General features: G+C 61.4%; 15 protein-coding genes and 1 pseudogene. 4 read left to right on the top strand and 12 right to left on the bottom strand.

Features of this window, described 5'->3' with window-relative positions:
• The first annotated feature begins 32 nt into the window (after positions 1 to 32).
• The 3 genes from mftD (at position 33) to ACWF9G_RS27540 (ending at position 4,452) form a co-directional block, all read left to right on the top strand.
• Complete coding sequence (mftD, locus tag ACWF9G_RS27550; RefSeq protein WP_452518847.1) at positions 33 to 1,205, top strand: pre-mycofactocin synthase MftD; 1,173 nt, start codon at positions 33 to 35, stop codon at positions 1,203 to 1,205.
• Entirely contained in the window at positions 1,205 to 1,993 is a 789-nt protein-coding gene (locus tag ACWF9G_RS27545) for a mycofactocin-coupled SDR family oxidoreductase (protein ID WP_452518846.1), read from the top strand. Before mftD ends, ACWF9G_RS27545 begins: the two co-directional genes overlap by 1 nt.
• Before the next feature lie 962 nt (positions 1,994 to 2,955).
• A complete protein-coding gene (locus ACWF9G_RS27540; RefSeq protein WP_452518844.1) occupies positions 2,956 to 4,452 on the top strand; it encodes a WS/DGAT/MGAT family O-acyltransferase in 1,497 nt (498 codons plus the stop codon).
• 66 nt (positions 4,453 to 4,518) lie between these two features.
• On the opposite strand, the gene ACWF9G_RS27535 is transcribed toward ACWF9G_RS27540, so the two are convergent.
• From ACWF9G_RS27535 to ACWF9G_RS27495, 9 genes and pseudogenes are all read right to left on the bottom strand, one after another.
• Positions 4,519 to 5,106 carry a GTP-binding protein gene (locus ACWF9G_RS27535; protein WP_452518842.1) on the bottom strand — a complete coding sequence of 196 codons (588 nt, stop codon included), beginning with the start codon at positions 5,104 to 5,106 and terminating at the stop codon, positions 4,519 to 4,521.
• Positions 5,087 to 5,461 (bottom strand): DUF742 domain-containing protein, encoded by a 375-nt coding sequence (locus tag ACWF9G_RS27530; RefSeq protein ID WP_452518841.1) that lies wholly within the window; start codon positions 5,459 to 5,461, stop codon positions 5,087 to 5,089. Before ACWF9G_RS27530 ends, ACWF9G_RS27535 begins: the two co-directional genes overlap by 20 nt.
• Positions 5,462 to 5,469: 8 nt before the next feature.
• Positions 5,470 to 5,904 carry a roadblock/LC7 domain-containing protein gene (locus ACWF9G_RS27525; protein ID WP_452518839.1) on the bottom strand — a complete coding sequence of 145 codons (435 nt, stop codon included), beginning with the start codon at positions 5,902 to 5,904 and terminating at the stop codon, positions 5,470 to 5,472.
• Positions 5,897 to 8,272, bottom strand: coding sequence for a sensor histidine kinase (locus ACWF9G_RS27520; protein WP_452518837.1), 2,376 nt, complete (start codon positions 8,270 to 8,272; stop codon positions 5,897 to 5,899). The genes ACWF9G_RS27525 and ACWF9G_RS27520 overlap by 8 nt, the downstream gene beginning before the upstream one ends.
• A gap of 290 nt (positions 8,273 to 8,562) precedes the next feature.
• Positions 8,563 to 10,079: pseudogene (locus ACWF9G_RS27515) on the bottom strand (flavin-containing monooxygenase).
• Positions 10,080 to 10,734: 655 nt separating this feature from the next.
• A complete protein-coding gene (locus ACWF9G_RS27510; RefSeq protein WP_452518836.1) occupies positions 10,735 to 10,968 on the bottom strand; it encodes an AsnC family protein in 234 nt (77 codons plus the stop codon).
• 207 nt (positions 10,969 to 11,175) lie between these two features.
• A complete protein-coding gene (locus tag ACWF9G_RS27505) occupies positions 11,176 to 11,823 on the bottom strand; it encodes a TetR family transcriptional regulator (RefSeq protein WP_452518835.1) in 648 nt (215 codons plus the stop codon).
• Between the two features lie 68 nt (positions 11,824 to 11,891).
• Positions 11,892 to 12,878 (bottom strand): zinc-binding dehydrogenase, encoded by a 987-nt coding sequence (locus ACWF9G_RS27500; RefSeq protein WP_452518833.1) that lies wholly within the window; start codon positions 12,876 to 12,878, stop codon positions 11,892 to 11,894.
• 131 nt (positions 12,879 to 13,009) lie between these two features.
• Complete coding sequence (locus tag ACWF9G_RS27495) at positions 13,010 to 13,768, bottom strand: alpha/beta fold hydrolase (RefSeq protein ID WP_452518831.1); 759 nt, start codon at positions 13,766 to 13,768, stop codon at positions 13,010 to 13,012.
• A gap of 440 nt (positions 13,769 to 14,208) precedes the next feature.
• Between ACWF9G_RS27495 and ACWF9G_RS27490 the strand changes: the two genes are divergently transcribed.
• The gene (locus tag ACWF9G_RS27490) at positions 14,209 to 14,778 is read left to right on the top strand and encodes a TetR/AcrR family transcriptional regulator (protein ID WP_452518830.1); all 570 of its coding nucleotides are present in this window, start codon (positions 14,209 to 14,211) and stop codon (positions 14,776 to 14,778) included.
• Here the strand turns inward: ACWF9G_RS27490 and ACWF9G_RS27485 are convergent.
• The 3 genes from ACWF9G_RS27485 to ACWF9G_RS27475 all read right to left on the bottom strand — a co-directional run bounded on the left by ACWF9G_RS27485 (position 14,772) and on the right by ACWF9G_RS27475 (position 18,357).
• Positions 14,772 to 15,602 (bottom strand): SDR family NAD(P)-dependent oxidoreductase, encoded by an 831-nt coding sequence (locus tag ACWF9G_RS27485; RefSeq protein ID WP_452518828.1) that lies wholly within the window; start codon positions 15,600 to 15,602, stop codon positions 14,772 to 14,774. The genes ACWF9G_RS27490 and ACWF9G_RS27485 overlap by 7 nt on opposite strands.
• 441 nt (positions 15,603 to 16,043) lie before the next feature.
• Positions 16,044 to 17,336, bottom strand: coding sequence for an acyl-CoA dehydrogenase family protein (locus tag ACWF9G_RS27480; RefSeq protein WP_452518826.1), 1,293 nt, complete (start codon positions 17,334 to 17,336; stop codon positions 16,044 to 16,046).
• A gap of 13 nt (positions 17,337 to 17,349) precedes the next feature.
• Entirely contained in the window at positions 17,350 to 18,357 is a 1,008-nt protein-coding gene (locus tag ACWF9G_RS27475; protein ID WP_452518894.1) for a phosphotransferase family protein, read from the bottom strand.
• Between the last annotated feature and the right edge of the window lie 102 nt (positions 18,358 to 18,459).

Below are 18,459 nucleotides of genomic sequence, written 5' to 3'. Positions count from 1 at the left end.
GCACCCAGCCCTCCCTCACGACAAGGATTTCCATGGCAAGCACTCGCGACTGGTTCGAGAGCGTCGCTGAAGCACAGCGTCGGGCGAAGAAGCGCGTACCCAGGTCGGTCTATCTAGCGCTATTGGCAGGTTCCGAAGCCGGCGTCACACTTGACGACAATGCCGCAGCCTTCGCAGAACTCGGCCTGCGCCCACATGTCGCCGACCTCCCGGCAGCCCGCGATCTCTCCACCACCGTTCTGGGGCAACCGATCTCGCTGCCAGTCATCTGTTCACCAACAGGTGTTCAAGCGGTCGACCCCGCGGGAGAGGTCGGCGTGGCTCGCGCGACCGCACAGTCCGGCACGGCGCTCGGCCTGTCCTCGTTCGCATCGAAGCCGATCGAAGAGGTGGTGGCTGCGAATGACAAGACGTTCTTCCAGGTTTACTGGCTCGGATCCAAAGAGACGATGGTCACCCGTATGGACCGGGCCCGCCAAGCCGGCGCGAAGGGCCTGATCGTCACCCTGGACTGGATTTTCGCGACAGCACGCGACTGGGGTAGCCCGGCGCTACCTGAACGAGTCGATCTGAAGACAGCTGTGTCGTTCGCCCCTCAGGTGTTGGCTCGGCCCGGCTGGCTGGCCCGCTTCGCACGTTCCGGAAAGCTGCCAGACCTCACCACCCCGAACCTCGTTCCCCGCGGCGAGCAGGGTCCGACCTTCTTCGGTGCCTACGGCGAGTGGATGGGCACTCCCCCACCGTCCTGGGACGATATCGCGTGGCTGCGACAGCAATGGGACGGGCCGTTCCTGATCAAGGGAATCTCCAGGCCCGACGACGCCAAGCGTGCCGTCGACATCGGCGCCACCGCGATTTCGGTGTCCAATCACGGCGGCAACAATCTCGACTCCACTCCAGCCGCGATTCGGCTGCTACCGAGTATCACGAAAACCGTTGGTGGACAAGTTGAAATCCTGCTCGACGGAGGCATTCGACGCGGCAGTGACGTAGTCAAGGCGGTAGCACTCGGCGCACGCGCAGTCATGATCGGTCGACCCTACCTGTGGGGCATGGCCGCGGGCGGCGAGCGCGGTGTGCACAACGTCATCGAGGTCCTCCGTCAAGGTATCGATTCGACTCTCTACGGCCTGGGTCATGAGTCGATACACGATCTCAGCCCGGATGACGTGCTGATTCCGGACGGATTCACCCGAGGTCTGTGATGACGGATGCACCGGTCGCCCTCGTCACCGGTGCCGCCCGCGGTATCGGTGCGGCGATCGTACACCGTCTCGCCGGCGCCGGCTGGTGCGTCGTAGCCGTAGACGCGTGCGTGAGGGATCCCCGGATGAGTTATGCTCCCGCTACACGTCAGCAGCTGACCTCAGTCGCCGAGTCACACCCAGGAACGGTCCTCGACGTCGTCGCAGACGCGCGTGACCTCTCCGCGCTCGTCGACGCAGTCCACGCGGCCGAGTCCGAGTTCGGGCGGCTCGATGCTGCGGTGGCAGCCGCCGCCGTGCTCACCGGCGAAGGTGTGGTCTGGGAGACCGATCCCGTGGGCTGGGAGCCGATGTTCGACGTAGGGGTACACGGGGTCGCCAATCTAGCTCGCGCCGCCGTCCCTGCGCTCCTCCGCAACACCGACCCACGCAGTGGCCGGTTCGTCGCCGTAGCTTCCTCAGCAGCTCACCACGGAATGTGGCAGCTGGCTGGATACAACGCAGCCAACCACGCTATCGTCGGACTCGTCAAAGGCCTGGCACGCGACCTTCGCGGCACTGGCATAACCGCTGCCGCTGTGTCGACTGGCTCGACGCGCACAGACCTACTCACCGAGCAGGCTCGCATCTATGGGCTCGACAATGTCGATGCGTTCGCCGGACACCAACTGCTCGATCGCATTCTGGACCCTGACGAGATCGCCGCGGTTGTGGCTTGGCTGTGTTCGAAGGACGGCGGCGTCATCAACGGGAGCGTCGTCCACGCCGACGGGGGCTTCTTGCCATGAGTTCTCGAGTCGGCCTCGATCCGGTGTGCGTCGCTTCGCCGGTCGACAGGTCCTGATCGGCGGGTAGCCCGGCAGCCGAGTCTTCCCCGAAGGCGCGCGATTGGTCGATGGCTGGATTGCCAGGAATCCCGAAGGCAACCGGCACAGCGAGGTCGCACCTGCACGTCGAACGGTGGGTAGCGGCTTCTGCAACCGACTCCGCCAACTAAGCACTGCACAAGAACGATGTGACATCACTCATTCCGGCCAGTCGCGATCCCTCGAATCGGAAGGCAGGGCAGCCTGCGATCGCCAGATTAGATCGTCGTCCTGGCTCGCCACAACGAACCTTTTACGGATGATCAAGTCCGACTGGGCAGAATGGCTACTCCCGCAGATCGGCTCGGGAGTCCCGGACGGGAAACCCGTTCGAATCGACAGTCCGAACGGTTGTTCGCGCATCCATCCGCCGCGGATCGACTGCAGCGCAGTCGCATCCCCGCTCACCCGGCCGCTGCCCTGTCGAACAGCGACAGTGCACGAAAAATCCGGCCGTGGCTGGCGCTTAGCAGCGAATGGTGCCGTGCGCCGGCCGGCCTCCAACTGCCCGGAATCCCGTTGTAGACCAGCAGTCACTCCGGTCGGTGCGCGCCGCCTAGATGGGACTTCAGCAAGGACTTGTTGACTTCTATTCTGGTACGAAATGTTTCACCATGTTGCCGGGCGGCCCATTCGCAAGATCTCTTCCAGAAACATCCGCGATCACACTACACAGGCACTCGGCCGACGCTAAACTCTCAACTGTGCCTCCATGACGGAGACCGCCACCGTTCGAGCGATCCTCGCCGAACGAACCTATGCGCCCGTGCCGCGACGCGCGGAATCTATGAGCAATCACCGGGATTGGTGTTGTGGATTCGCGTCGCAGCGGGCTTCACTGTCGACGGCACCCGTCCCGGATCTCCCACCACCAGAGGACATCCATGGTCTCGTCAAATACGACCCTTCTCAATTCCACTGGCACGAAAATCAAGATCATGACACCGGGCGAAGTGCTCACCACCAACCGCCCGATACCGGAGATATCGGTCACCTTTCCGGCTGCGCCCTCGACCGGTGACCCACATCAGCTCAGCTCGCTGGATTTGCATATGCTCGACAGCGAAACCTCGACCACACCTATGCATATCGGTGGCGTCACGTTCCTCGACTCCGGCAACGCCCCCCGTGGACCACTGGACGTCTCCGCACTACGGCGACTGTATGCTGACCGGCTACACTCGATCGCGCCGCTGCGCCGTCGTATCCGCACCGTCCCGCTCGGACTCGACCGACCGTACTGGGAAGATTGCACGACAGTCGATCTCGGCTATCACATTCGCAGTGTTCGTATGCCACCAGGCTCGACCGACCAGGACCTAGCCGACTACATGGCGCGGCGGCACATCGAACCGCTCGATCGGTCGAAACCATTGTGGGAGTGCTACTTGGTGTCCGGCCTGTCCGGCGGACGACAGGCCATCTATTGGAAGACACATCACGCCGTCATCGACGGAGTCGCCGGCGGTCTGATCATGGCGGAACTGTTCGATGAAACTCCCGAACATGTTCCTACTCAACCACCCACCAACGGAGTGCGCTTCGACCGAACGCCGGACACGGTCGAAATGCTGGCTCGGAGTGCCGTCAACGGACTCCGACGTCAATGGACCCGTGCCCAAGCTCTCGTCGAGGCCGGGCCCGCCTTGGTGGAAGCTTTTCTCGAATCACGAGCCAAGGTGCCGTCCTCACCGTTCAACGGGCCGATCACCGCTGCCCGCAGCGTGGCATTCACTTCGCTTCCTCTCGATGCCGTAAAGCACATCAAAAGCAGCATCGGCTGCACGGTCAACGACGTAGTGATGGCACTCTGCACCTCGGCATTGCGCCGTTGGATGCTCGATCATGGGCATTCACCCCATCGCTCCCTCATGGCAGCCGTCCCGGTGACTGTGCGCACTCCCGACCAGTTCGGGGCTGCGGGCAACCAGTTCTCTTTTATGTTCAGTCCTCTGCCCGTTGCGGAGTCCGACCCTCGTTCTCGGTTGAAGATGCTCCACAACGACCTTGTGGATGTCAAAGGCCGGTTCCAAACCAGGCCACCCACACTGTTGCATCATGCGACGTCGTTGCTGACGCCGCTGCTTCACGGTCTCCCGACTCGTGCTCTTCTGCGCGCAACTGCGCCAGCCCTACCACTGGTGAACCTACTCGTTTCAAATGTGGCCGGACCCCAATACCCGCAGTACCTCAGCGGAATTCGCGCAATCGCGACCTATCCGGTGTCGGCTCTCTCTGATCCGTTCGGAAGCCTCAACATCACGGTCGTATCGTCTGACGGCCAGCTGAATGTCGGCATTCTGGCTTGCCCGGATCTCGTCCCCGACGTGTGGGACCTCACTCATCATCTCGAAGCAGCACTGCTGGAATTGCAGCAATAGGGTGCGGATCGTGTATGACCGTCCTGCCCCTCAGCTGAGCGGTCATACACGAACTGCGAATTAAGATCAGCGAACTGCGATGGCGATGAGGAGCTCGAGCAGGCGGACCAGCACCAGCTTCGCGGACTCACGGCTTCGTGCGTCACACAACATGACCGGCACGTGCGGATCGATATCCAGAGCGCCCCGGATCTCGTCCTCGTCATACCGATCTGCGCCATCAAAGCAGTTCACTGCGACCACGAATGGGATCCGGCGGGACTCGAAGAAGTCGACCGCTGCGAACGAGCCATCCAACCGCCGAGTATCGGCAAGCACCACTGCTCCCAGTGCGCCGACCGACAGTTCCCGCCACATGAACCAGAACCTGTCCTGCCCTGGTGTACCGAACAAATACAACACGACCTGGGGATTGACAGTAATCCTGCCGAAGTCCAGGGCCACAGTAGTTGTAACCTTGGACTCCACGCCGGTCAGATCGTCGACGGCAGCACCAAGGTCTGACAGGCGTTCTTCGGTTCGGAGCGGCGGAATTTCACTGACCGCACCGACAAATGTCGTCTTCCCGGCGCCGAAGCCGCCGGCTATCAGTAGCTTGACTGCCTGAACACCTAGTTCGGGACCACCGAACGCGTCAGATACTGCGAATACCATCTAGCACCGCCTGCAGTAGTTGAACATCCGGATTGCCGAGAGATTGATTCGGAGATCGGTACGTCACATGACCCGAGCTGATCAGGTCACTGACCAACACTTTGACCGCGGCCAGTAGGAGATTGAGGTTCGCAGAGATCTCTGCGATGGAAATCGGCCGCCCCTGGCACATGTGGAGGATCTCTGCGTACTCTCGATCCAGGTTGGCTAGCTCGCCAATCGGCTGGATCGCTACGACCAGCGTGATCATGTCCAGATCATGCAGATTCCGCCCAGCTCGCCCTCGAGTGATAGCAAAGGCGCGCACGAGCGGACCAGGATCGTCGTCCGTCCAGAGGACCTCATCGTCATGCATTGTGGTCGTCACCAACGAGCAGGTGGCATATCTGGCCGGACACGCGGCGCAGCCGATAGTTTGTCCCCTACCTGCTGGACGATGACATTCATCTCGTAGGCCACCATCCCAAGATCAGATTCTTCCGAAGCGAGCAACGCGAGGCAGGCGCCGAAGCCAGCCTGCGTAACCACCAAATAGCCGTACTCCAGTTCGACCACGGTCTGCTGCACCGCACCCTTGCCGAACTGGGTCCCCACTCCGCGGGCGAGACTGCCGAATGCAGAGGCCATAGCTGCGAGGTGCTCCGAGTCCTCTCTGAGAAGATTCTGCGAACGCGCGATGACCAGTCCGTCATCGGACAGGACTACAGCCTTCTCCGCACCCGCCAATCGGGCGAGCAGTTCATCCAGAAGCCAGTCCAAACCGCTGATGGCGGAACCGGCTGCGGCGAAATCACTCATCTGTCGTCCTGTCCATATCCATTCGTGCTCTCATTCCGAGTCCGCGTCCTTGTCTCGTACCGCTCTGCAAGGAGGCCATCTTGCTCCGCGCATCCTGAGGGCTCCGTACCGTTCGCCCCTGAATCGGATTGCGATTCGAATCGGGCTCCGAAGCCGACTCGTCAATCTGCAACTGAGGCGCCAAGTGTGTCTGGCGTGAGCGCTTCGGAAGTGGCGTCCTGTTACCTCGACCGCCACGATTGTCCGGTCCTTCGAGTGGAGCCGGAGGGGCAAGACGCATCGGGCGCAGGCCAATCGCGCTGTGCGACTGAGGATTCTCCAGTAATTTCGGTATCTGAACGTCCACGGCGGGTACACCATCGGCCGCGCCGAGCGACGTGATCGAATACGCACTCAGAGTGGTATCCGTGTCCGTGATCGATTCCAGCTCACCGACGCCTTCCAGCAGTGCGGCTGGTATCAGAGCAATGGCCTTCACACCGCCATATGCCGATTCCGTCAAGTTCACGGCAATACCATGGCGTCGCGCCAATTGCCCCACCACGAACAAACCGAGATGTCGATGTCCGTCACTAGCCATCTGCTGGAACTCGGGAGGATTGGAGAGCAGTTCATTCAGGCGCTCGCGCTCCTCGGCGCGGATTCCGAGTCCCTGGTCCTCGACCTCGATCGCCACGCCTTTACCGACAAGATTGCCCCGGACCGATACCGGCGAGCCAGGCGGTGAGAATGCCGACGCATTGTCGACCAGCTCTGCCAGTAGATGCATGAGGTCGGCGACCACATTCCCGAGTACACGAACCGCCGGCAGTCGTACAGCCTTGACTCTCGCAAAGTCGCGAGTCTCGGAGATCGCGCTTCGAGCGACTTCTTCCAGCGCTACGGGCTGACGCCACTTGCGCCCAGGCTGTCCACCGCCCAGAATCAACAGGTTCTCCGCATTCCGGCGAGCACGGGTCGCCAGGTGATCGAGCTGGAAGAGCAATTCCATATGCTCAGGATTATCCTGTTTGGATTCCGCGGTATCCAATACAGTCAGCTGTTGATGCACAATGACTTGACTTCGACGCGCGATGTCGAGAAATACTCGTTTGAAACCGGCGCGGGCTTGTGCCTCGCTCGACGCCGCACCAAGAGCGGTGCGCTGCGCAGTCACGAATGCCTCGGCCACCTGCCCGAGCTCATCCTTGCCATAATCTGTACGCACCAACTCTTTTTCGATATCGACTTCCTGCCCATCCTGCAGCCGCTGGATCATCGACGGCAGGGTTCTGTCTGCCAGCTCCCATGTCCGGTCCCTGAGGGTACGCAAGCGCCGCACGAGCGCACTGGCGATCCGCATCGACGCGATCAAGGTCGCGAGCGCGATGAGGAGGACTGCGCTGCCAGCCGCGTAGGCGCGTTTGATCTGACGATCCGACGCCGCGGTGGACACCGCCTCCGCATGACGGTACTGATCGCTCCAGATTGCCCGCAGCTGACCTTCGATGTGATTCTGTGCGGCAACCCAATCGCTCACAGGGACCGACAGCGCACCGGTTTCCACCAAATGTTCATTCGAGCCGGATACCAATTCCCACTGTGGGCTCGCGATGAGCTTTTCGTAGCGAGCACGGCCGACCCCGACCAGCTGTGGTGCGAGCTCGTCGAGCTGACTCTGAGAACCACTGGCGTACTGCGCATAGGCCGAGCGCTCCCGCACGCTCAATCCATCGCCCACAGTCGCTCCACTTGCAATGCCAACAGACCGCGAATGCAGATCAGCGGCTTGCATGACGTCGGCCGAAAGCATCTCCTCGACAGCGGTTTCAGGATCTTTCGAGGTACGCGCTGAATCGTCGATCGCGATGACCACAAGCCCCGCGAGCTTGGCGTAGTACTCGTCGACCTCGGTCGGCGACGCCTGGTGGCCGTCCACCGACTGCCGCACTGCCGACATCTGCCCGAGCAACTCCTGAAGAGCCCGATTGGCTTTCGCACTTGCCTCGGGATTGAGTGTCCTCAATCCGGGAGCCATCTTCTCCACGATGTTGCGTAGTTGCGCGTCAGTCCTACCCCGCTGCACCCCCACGTCGATGCTGGCCCGCTGATCGCCTGCCAGCGCGCGCAAACTCTGCGTCCGCTCGGACTGCACCGCTGTAACATACTCGAGCACAGGGGAAATCTGCACACTGAGAGCATTAGACCAGTCTCGCGAATTGAGGCCTTCCCGAAGCAGCAGGGTTGCGAAAGTTCCGCCAGTCGCTACGAGGGCGATGCTGGGAATGAGTACCAACGCAAGAATTCGAGTGCGAATGGAGGCCAGGCTGCGGACAAAACTTTCCCAACGCCCATTCCCGTCGGGAACAACTGAAAGCTCTTCATTCATTGGCTAGGGCCCGTTCCGCCGAGACGACAGCCTGCGGCGCGAACTGGGCTCCAAATGACGCGAGGCCCAACCTACCTGTCTCCTCGTACTCCGTTTGACGTGATCTCGTGACCTCATCGGTACTGAGGCGTGTTGATACTACTGACTGTTTGACAGTTAGGCAACACTTTTCAGCCTCGGAGGAGTACGCCGCGGAGCACCGGCTTCATCACAAAACACCCCTTCACATGCATGTATGTCAAGGGCAGCCACACACGCGATGGTCCGGCTGACGCCTTCAGAACCGACATTCAGTCAGTTACGACGGACGCTCCACCCTGGCTCTTCGCGCGGTTCGTTCGATCTCCACCCTCCGCGAAACGCAGGGTTCGGTCCGCTTTCCGCCCGTAGCGGAAGACAACCAGGTCGTACAGATAGCCTGGCTTCAGCCGCCACGGGCTGCGATCACCCTGGCTAGGAAACCGAGCGCCGGCGCGCAAGAAGTAGCCCGGGGTGAACCTCGCAATGAAGGGGTCCGGGCGATCGAGTGATCGTGTGTCGGCGTAGCGGTGACATACCCGTGTTTGTCCAGGTGGCGGAGCAAACCAACCACGTACTCACACACCAGATCCGACTTCAAAGTCCAGGACGCGTTCACATACCCGAGGACGAAGACAAAGTTCGGCACTTCCGACAGCATCACCGTCTTGTAGGCCATCCGCTTCGGTACCTCGACCGGCTCACCGTCCACGCTGATCCCGATGCCTCCGAAGACCTCAAGTTCCAAACCGGTTGCCGTGACGATGAGGTCGGCCCGCAGATCCTGACCGGTCGACACCCTGATGCCGTCCTCGGTGAAGGTGTCGACACGGCCGGTAACCATCTCCACGCTCCCGTTGCGGATCGCCTGGAAGAAGTCGCCGTCGGGAGCAAGACACAATCGCTGCTCCCAGGGGTCATACCGGGGTGTGAAGTGTGTATCGATGTCGAAACCTGCAGGCAGACGGCGTTGCTGATGTCTGCGGATCCAGACACGAGCTCGGCGGGGGTAGCGCTGGAACAGCTCATACGTCACTGCCTGAATGGCAATGTTCTTCGTCCGAACCAAGCCATGAGCAACTCGCATCGGCAACACTGCCCGGAACAGGCGCGCCCACCTGTCCTTCGCGGGCACAGCGACAACATATCCGGGCGAGCGCTGGAGAACACATACCTTCGCGCCCTGGCGCGCCAGCGTCGGAGCCAACGTGACCGCCGTCGCGCCCGAACCGATGATCAGCACCTGTTTGCCTGCCACATCCAGACCGGGTGGCCAATCCTGCGGATGCACGACTGGACTGGTAAAGCGTTCCCGGCCACGAAAGTCGGGCGTGTGCCCGCGGTCGTAGCGGTAGTACCCCGCGCAGCAGAGCAGAAAAGACGCAGTGAACACGGCCGATGTATCGGTGTGAGTACGTTGCGCAGTCACAGTCCAGCAGCCCTGCGCCGATGACCACGCAGCATCGACTACCCGGTGACCGAATCGGATGTGCTGGTCGATCCCGGACTCGGAGACTGTGTCACGCAGGTACTGGCGAATCGACTGTCCTTCCGCAATCGCGCGGTGGCGAGACCAAGGCCGGAATCGGTAGCCGAGCGTGAACATGTCAGAGTCCGACCGGATACCGGGATAGCGAAACAGATCCCAGGTACCCCCAACCGCATCTCGCATCTCGAGAACCACGTAGTTGCGTTGTGGCGCCTCCCGCTGCAAGCGACACACCGCACCTACACCAGATAGCCCAGCGCCGATTATGAGGACGTCGACATGTTCGATCACGTTGGTCATGAGGGTTCCACCGAGGTTCCTACCGCTCCCAACCCGTCGCTCCGGTCTAGGAGATCAGGTGTCCCCCGGAAAGCCTCGACGGTTCCCGCGAAGACCGTGCCACGGCAGCCCCTCGGCGACAGACACGAGATCCGGCCCAGCATCCACCACCTCGACTACGTCCCGGTAGGTCCCATCTGACTGCCGCAGATCGGCCCTGACATCGAACAGCCGGGAGGAGATTCCCTCATGGTTGGCAAGACTCCCCCCACCCCGCAGGCGTGCGCAGCGGAATCCGTTTGGACGCAATCACTCTCACATCAATCGCCTCCCTCGCAGGATCCACTGGCCAATCTCGTCCACTCCTGGGGCACCGCGTTTCCTCGGCGATCCCTTCGGCGTGAATCGGACGCCAAATCGTCACGTGACATACAATTCACACCCTTTTCGCCGCTCGGCGAAACGGACGCCGCGGCGCAATCCGCAGATCGCATGGCAGCTACCAGCGATCAACACGCAGCCGATCAGCGCATAGTAGCCGAGCCGATCACGCCTCGGTCAAGTATTCATAGCCCCGCGGCATAAATCGCTAGCAAACTATGGCCAGCGGATGCCGCTCCCAGAACGACTCGAGCACCATCCAAGCCCGAGCAGCAACCAGCCTGCCATCCGGCGACTAGCGCATGTCCGTTACTGCTACGACCCGCATGATCGAGCTGAGCTCCAGACGCCGGATCCGCGTCGCGACGGTGACTTCGTTGATTGCCAGCGCCTGTGAAAGCGCGCGGTTGGTCTCTCGGCCGTCCTTACGAAGACGCTCGACGACCGCCCGGTCGATATCATCTAGGCCCCCGTGCCCGTGAAAGGTGCCTATACCTGCCCGGCCGTCATTCACCGAAGTCCCCGTCATCGCGTGTCACTCCTCATGCACGGAGTATCCCAGACCGGGTAAGCGACCTCAGTCCGCGCCGTACCCGACGATCACACCGAGGAAGTACCAAGGGAATCCGCCGGTTTGGAGCATCTGTCGGTGGAGTGAAGTTGGCAGGATCGCCCGCAGTATCTGACACGATCGAAACTAGGTTGCCTCGCCTGCCGGCCGACCGAGAATCCACCGCTACGTCCTGGGCGCGAGGCCGTTGATGATCATTTTGCGTAACTCGCGGGCTATCTTCTGCGGTGTATCTCCGTGATCAGGCCGGTACCAAACCGCGGCTGCATTGACCATGCCGAGGAGACCGTTGGCGACGATGCGATTCCCCTGCATCAGCTTTCCTGTGGTTTCCCCTTCACCGAGCACCGTCTCCCAGCAATGCTGGACGTCACGGCGCAACTCCTGGAGTTGAGCCGCGTGTTCCGGGGTGAGGGCATCGGCATCCCGGCTCTGGATGATGACTTCTAGGCGATGTCGGGTGATGGTGTCGAGATGAGCGTCGATCAGTCTGCCGAGTTTCTCGACCGGATCGGCGTCGATGGCTACGACGGCACGGGCGCCGGCCAGCGCCTTCTCGGTATAGCTTCGTAGGATCTCCCAGAGCAGGTCCTCTTTCGACTTGATGTGGTAGTACAGTGCGCCGGGTTGCAGCTGGGTCCGCGTGCCGATCGTGGAGACGCTAGTGGCATGAAAGCCGTCAGCCGCGAACAGTTCGGTCGCGACCTCTATGATCCGCTCGCGTGTCGCCTCGGTCTGACTGGCGATGCTGCCGCGCGGCCTACCGGGAGCACGGCGCGCCGGGCCTTTCTCCGAGTGCTGAGGGGAACCCATGGGCCAAATACTATGCGGGCGCCCTTGGTATCCGAAGAATCCGAACAGCTGACCAGGTACTTTGCGTATCAGGAGCCGCTCACTGCCTTGGGCTCGCCGTCGGGGCGGGTGACCAGGCGCCCGCGAACATCGCCTCTTTCCAGCCGGCGGAGTGCTGATTCGAGGTCGTCGAAAGGTACTGTTTCCACGATCGGCGTGATCGATCCTGTTGCCAGGAGGTCGAGAACGGCACGAAGTTCTTCGAAGCTTGCACCCAACGACCCTCTGAGCTGGACATTCTTCGTAACCAGCAGCTGTGTCGGAATCGCGGCCTCGCGAACCCCGAGCCCGACTAGGACGACTCGGCCGCCGAGTTCGACTGCCGAGATGGCCTGCGCAGTTGTCGTACCGACACCCACGAAGTCTATGACCACGTCGACCCGAGTGGGTACGTCGGCGACGCTGGGGAAACACTTGGTTGCGCCATAGGCTTCAGCGATGTCGAAGGTAGTCGAATCCTTGTCGACACCGAAGACGGTGGCGCCACGCAGGGTAGCAATCCGGACCGCATTGAGCCCGAGCCCGCCCAGTCCGATGATGGCGACGGTGGATCCGGGAACGACTTCCCCCTCAGCCACCACGGCATGGTAGGCAGTGACAATGGAGTCCGTTGCAACAGCGGCGAATTCGAACGAGACCTCCCCTGGGATAGTCACCAGGTTCTGTACCGGAACTACGGTCCTTGCCGCATAACCGCCGTCGTAGGCCAGTCCGATTCCCTGGAAGTCCGACTGTTCGATCGGATGCGCGACGAGCGCGACGGCGACTCTGTCCCCGACCTGGACACCGTCGACATCAGGCCCCAAGGCATCGACTGTCCCTGCGACCTCGTGCCCGAGAATGATAGGGCGCTTGCCCAGCCAGTTGTTACCGTGCCCGTTGAGGATATGTACGTCCGAATGACACAGGCCGGCCGCTCTTACGTTGAGGAGAACCTGCCCGGGACCGGCGACAGGTTCCGGCAGTTCGACCGGAACAAGCCCGGTCGTGGGTGAGGCAAACTGGAACGCCTTCATGTCGGTGCCTTTCCAAGATTGAGAGGGCCGTCCTTGGCGCGCCGGACAGGCTCTGCACACCGGCGACTAGTCAGTAAAGTGTTCGCGCTAGGAGTCTCCCGACTTCGCAGCGGAGACTGCCTGCAGGTTGTTCAACTGATGGCGGCGGCCTGGATGATTTCATCCGGGGCCTCCCAATTCAGCATGTGACCAGCCCCAACGACGAACTGGATGTGCGTTCTAGGCGCGCGCATATAGATGAGTTCGGCATGCCACGACGGGGTCGTGCGATCACGCGTGCCGGTGAGAATGTGCAGGGGCAGGTCGACTTCTCCGAGGCGCTCAGCGATGGACTCATGGCGGAGCATTGTGATGCAGGGACCGACCCCGGGCGGTATGGCTGCCACCGACCGGCGGGTGGCTTCGACGAGTGCAGCCGAAGCGAAGGGCCCCACACTCTTAGCAGCCATGTACCTTCCGGTGAGGTGTTGGGCCGCCAGGTACTGAGTGAAACCCAGACGAATCAGTGGCGTTCCAAGTCGCGCCGCACGTGAGGCTTTGCGGGACATTCCGGTGATCGGGCTCACCAGAACTGCGCGGCGGAACCTGTTCCGGAAGGTCTTGTCAGCCAGCAGGGCAAGGGCGACGAAGTTTCCCATGGAGTGACATACCAGCGTGGCATCGGCAATGTCGTAGGCGGATACAACTGCTTCGAGGTCGGCACGCAGCTGTCGTGAACCTAATCCTTCTCTGCCGCATGTCGACTGGCCGTGGCCTCGCTGGTCATAGGCAATGACCCGGCGGCCCTCGGCTACCAGCCGCGGCTGCACCAGGGACCAACTGTTGGCCGAGATGCCGAAACCGTGGACCAGAAGGACATCCTCACCGGAGCCTGCCTCTACGGTATGCAATCGAGTACCGTCCGACCCCCAGACGTGTCTCGCCGAACCTTCCAACGGTTGCAACAGCTGAGACAGCGGGGGGTACGCGGATGGCCTCTTCGGAGGTTCGTAGTTAAGACTCATCAAATGAACTCCTGCTCGGACTTCATGAAACGAAGATACCGGCTCGAAGTCAGTAACGCCAGACGGAAGCGCCGGAGACGGCCGGACCCGCTGCCGGAGACCAGTGCCGGTCCGCGGCCCTGCGCTCAAGGCGGGCCCCTTCGAGTCATCGAGCCATCCTGGGTGGTCAGCGACCTCAGTGCACGTTCGCAGCCAAATGTTTCGGCGTGTCCGCCCGCCAGTCTTCTACTAGGACAGTCGATTTGAGGTATCAGGCGTTCGCTGATATGGCATCCTGTTGTCAGTTTGGTTGTCCTCCGATGCAGTAGTCGAGGAAGGGAAGACGCGTGCAGACAACCCCTCTCTGGGAGGATGTTCGTTGGGCGAGGGAACGAATCGTCGAGGCGGCAGTGACCGCATTGTCGGACAACGCTGATGTGTCGATGAAGCGTGTGGCGGAGGTCGCCGACGTTGACTGGTCAACATTCCAGGCATATTTCAGCTCACGAGAACGGCTCATGGAAGGCCTCGTGGCTCGCGCACTGACCGAGGGACGACAGATTATTACGCACGCCGCGAAGCTTCCCGCCGGCGTAGCCGCAATCCGCACCCTCGCAGGCGATTCGGTCCGGTTCGGGGACAGGTACTCGTTCCTGATCGGTACGCCCGAGTTGGCAGCAGCCGGGCCCGACCCCGTTGGGATGGCCGCGTTCATGCAAACCCTTCAGTCGAAGGGAGTACTGCGCAGTGACGTGACCCCCGAGTGGCTGGCCGCTGCTTACAGGTCTTTGGCTGAGGTCTTGCTCTCGCCGACGTCGGCCTTTCAGGGTGAGGTCCGGGTAGAGGCGCTGATGGAGATGTTCGTCAAGGGCGCATCCCTTCCCGGATCGATTCGCCCATCAGTCGATCACTACTGACGCTGAGCGAGTGCCGCAACCCGCGCCGCTGCGAATCGCGCGAGAGGAGGGCAGAAGCGTGTAACGGCATGCATGATGTGAGCCTCGCTGGTGACAAGCACAACCGCTTGATCGCGGTTCACTCCCCGCAGAATTCGATCCGCCGCCTGCTCAGGGCCGTAGTTTCGGCGGGCGTAGATTCCCGTCAGTCGGGTGCGGACCGCATCCGCGTTGTCGCCGCGGATGACGCTTGTGGAAGTAATCGGGGTATTCACAACTCCAGGGCAGACGACGCTCACCCCAATTCGATGTGGTCGCAACTCCATCCGCAACGCCTCAGAAAATCCGACGACCGCAAACTTTGTTGTCGAGTAGGCGCATGTTGTCGGGTTCGCCCACAGACCAGCCAGCGAGGACACGTTGACAACGTGCCCTCGTCGCCCCTGATCGATCATACGGGGCACGAAATAGCGACAGCCATTCACGACTCCCATCAGGTTGATCGAAATCAGGCGGTTCCAATCATCCAAAGTTGTATCCGAGAACCCAGCGACCAAGCCGATGCCAGCGTTGTTGACGAGGAGATCGGCAGCACCCCAACGCTTGTGGACGACTTCCGCGAACTTTTTCATTCGTGCGTCGTCGGCGATGTCGACGTGCTCGGTCATCACCTCGACCCCGAACGCGCGTGCCAGTTCGGCAGTCTCCTGCAGGCCGCTCTGGTCGATGTCGCACAACGCGAGGAACGCACCTCGACGCGCACACAGGAGCGCGGTTTCACGGCCTATCCCGCTTGCGGCACCTGTTACAACTGCGACCTTCCCGGTCAGTTTCTTCACATTCATACGTAGCTCCTCTCTGAACCACGGCAACGTCGCTTTCACGCGACTCTAATATATGCGTTGAGGATGGACAGCCTTGATACGCAAGCTGGAGTAGGAGATATCTAATTGTTCCAGTACGCGATCCCGAGATCGGAAGAATGACTTCCGGGTAGATGCTGAAGGGCGGCCGATGCAGTGGTTAGTCGCGAATCCGCCCAGCACCCCATTTCGGGATACCAAGTTGGTAGCACCTCCCGGCCTCCGTATCCTGCGCTTGTGATACGAGTCCCGTTGGTGTGCAAGTTATTCGGACCCCCTAGCCGATCAACTTCGGTACAATCGGCTCCTATCCACCACTGAAGACCGCCGACCGTAGCCCTATAGCTTGTCGGATCCCTGGCTGCTAGTAGACACTCACCCATACGGCTCCACGAGTGAGCCGTGTCTGAGGTGACAGAAGCATCAGACTGTCGCGTTTTCGAGCAGCTCAGCGAACCGAGCCTGAGCTGATTCACGGCGGGTGGGAATGTGCTCGGTGGGAACGTCTCCTGGCGGAGCCGCGTAGTCGCGCAGGATAATTCGCGCAACACTGTCACGATGAACCTCATCCGGCCCATCATAGAGACGCGCGCCACGCGCGAAGTTGTACATAGCGGCCAACGGAAGATCGCCGGAGAAGCCGAGCGATCCATGAACCTGTATCGCGCGATCGATGACGTCGTGTAGCACCTTCGCACCGAAGTACTTGATCATCGCGATCTCCTTGCGGGCGGCCTTCGCTCCGTGGTGGTCGATCATCCAAGCGGCCTGCAGAGTCATCAGTTTCGCCGCCCGAATCTCGGCCGCTGAATCCGCGATCCAGTTGCGCACCGTTTGCTTGTCACCGAGCACGCTGCCGTGCGCGTAACGGTAGGTGGCACGCTCACACATCATGTCAAAGGCCCGGTTGGCTTGTCCGATCCACCGCATGCAGTGGTGGATCCGACCAGGTCCCAGTCGCTTTTGCGCGATCGCGAAGCCGCCGCCGACCTCTCCCAGGAGGGAATCCGCCGGGACTCGCACATTGTCGAACACCAACTCGGCGTGTCCGCCGAACTGGTTGGGCCGCACGTATTCGTGCTCGAGGGTGGGGATGTCCCGCACGATGCGCAGACCCGGGGTACCGGTCGGCACGATGAACTGCGAGGCGCGCCGGTGTCGCTCAGCACTAGCGTCCGTCACTGCCACCACGATAATGAAATCGGCGATCGACGCGTTCGAGGCAAACCACTTGCGACCGTTGATAACCCAATCGTTTCCGTTCCGCACAGCAGTGGTAGACAATTGGGTCGGGTCCGCGCCGGAGTTGTCCAGCTCCGTCAGAGCGAACGACGAGAATATCTCCCCGGCGAGCAGAGGCGTCAGCCAGCGCTCCTTTTGCTCAGGAGTACCCGCGATGGCAAGGATCTCGCTGTTACCCGAGTCGGGCGCCTGGTTTCCGAAGACGAGCGGCCCGAAAAGCGATGACCTACCCAGAATCTCATGCATGAGGCCGAGCTTGACCTGCCCATACCCCTGCCCACCCAGCGCCGGATCCAAGTGCGCCGCCCAAAGTCCGTGGGCCTTGACCTCCTCCTGCAGCGGAGCGATCACCTTGCGACACTGATTCCAGTCGAGGTCCAGCGTTTCCAGCGGGTAGAGCTCAGAGCGGACAAACTCGTCCATCCAGTCCAGCTTGGACCGAATCTCGTTATCAGCGAACAAGTCTGAAACCATGGGATTCCTTTCACTACAGACCAACGCTGCCCGCGGCTAGCCCACGCGCGCGATCGAAAAGGTGGAGAGTGGTTGCGTGGAGTTGCTCTCCAACGCTCCGGGAGGCCTGGCCCGCACACGCCCGCGCATAGGTGCCTTCCAGCACGATGCCGAGCTTGAAGCAGGCGAGCACTACGTACCAGGGCAATGACGACAGGTCTCGCGGCGACTGGCCGGCATAGCGTTCGACCAGCTCAACCGATGTCGCCAGACCACCCATCTGGGCTGCAGGACCGCCGATCAATGCGGTCTCGTCACCCCGAAGCGGCCACATCGACAGCAACCACCCGAGATCGAGCAGTGGATCACCAATCGTGCACATCTCCCAGTCCACGATCGCGGAAACCTCGGCGCGATCGTGACGGAACATCACATTGGCGATGTGATAGTCGCCGTGCATGATTCCCGGCTGCCATACAGTGGGCCGGTTCCGTTCGAGCCAGTCCGCGACCTGGCTGACACCCGGAACATCGGGTCCGCCATAACCGTCCAGCTCGGAATAACTCTCCAGCTCCCCCATCCAGCGAGCCACCTGCCGCTCCAGAAACCCCTCAGGTCGCCCGAAATCAGAAAGGCCGACCGCCTCGAAATCTACAGAGCCCAACACCGCGAGGGCATCGACGGCAGCCAACCCCATACCGTGACGTAGCGAAGAGTCCGCCGCATACGGGGGTGGCAACGTGGTCGCCGCATTGAATCCTTCGACCGGTTCCATCAAATAGAACACGGAGTCCCCCAGAACACTCTCATCCGAGCAACTCGCGATCAGGCGCGGATGCGGCACCGGCGTTACCGCCAGCCCGGACAGCACCCGCATCTCCCTACGTAAAGCTGGGTTCGTCGCTGCGCGAACGTGCCGAGGACCTCGCCGGAACACGAATCTCCGCTTGCCGCGGACGAACTCCAGCATGACGTTCTGCGTCCCGCCTCCGATCGGCTCGATGTCACGGATCGGACCGGCGCCAAGCCCTTGATCGTCCATCCACGACTCGATGATCTCCAGGTCGGACAGGTGATCAAGCGTTGACTTCTCTCGCACGGCTCCTATACTAACCACTTATTGTATTGAGTGTCCACTCTATTA

It is taken from the genome of Nocardia sp. NPDC055029, from assembly GCF_053608525.1.
The sequence above is the reverse complement of the archived record's forward strand: the minus strand, read 5'-3'. Positions and strand labels throughout refer to the sequence as shown.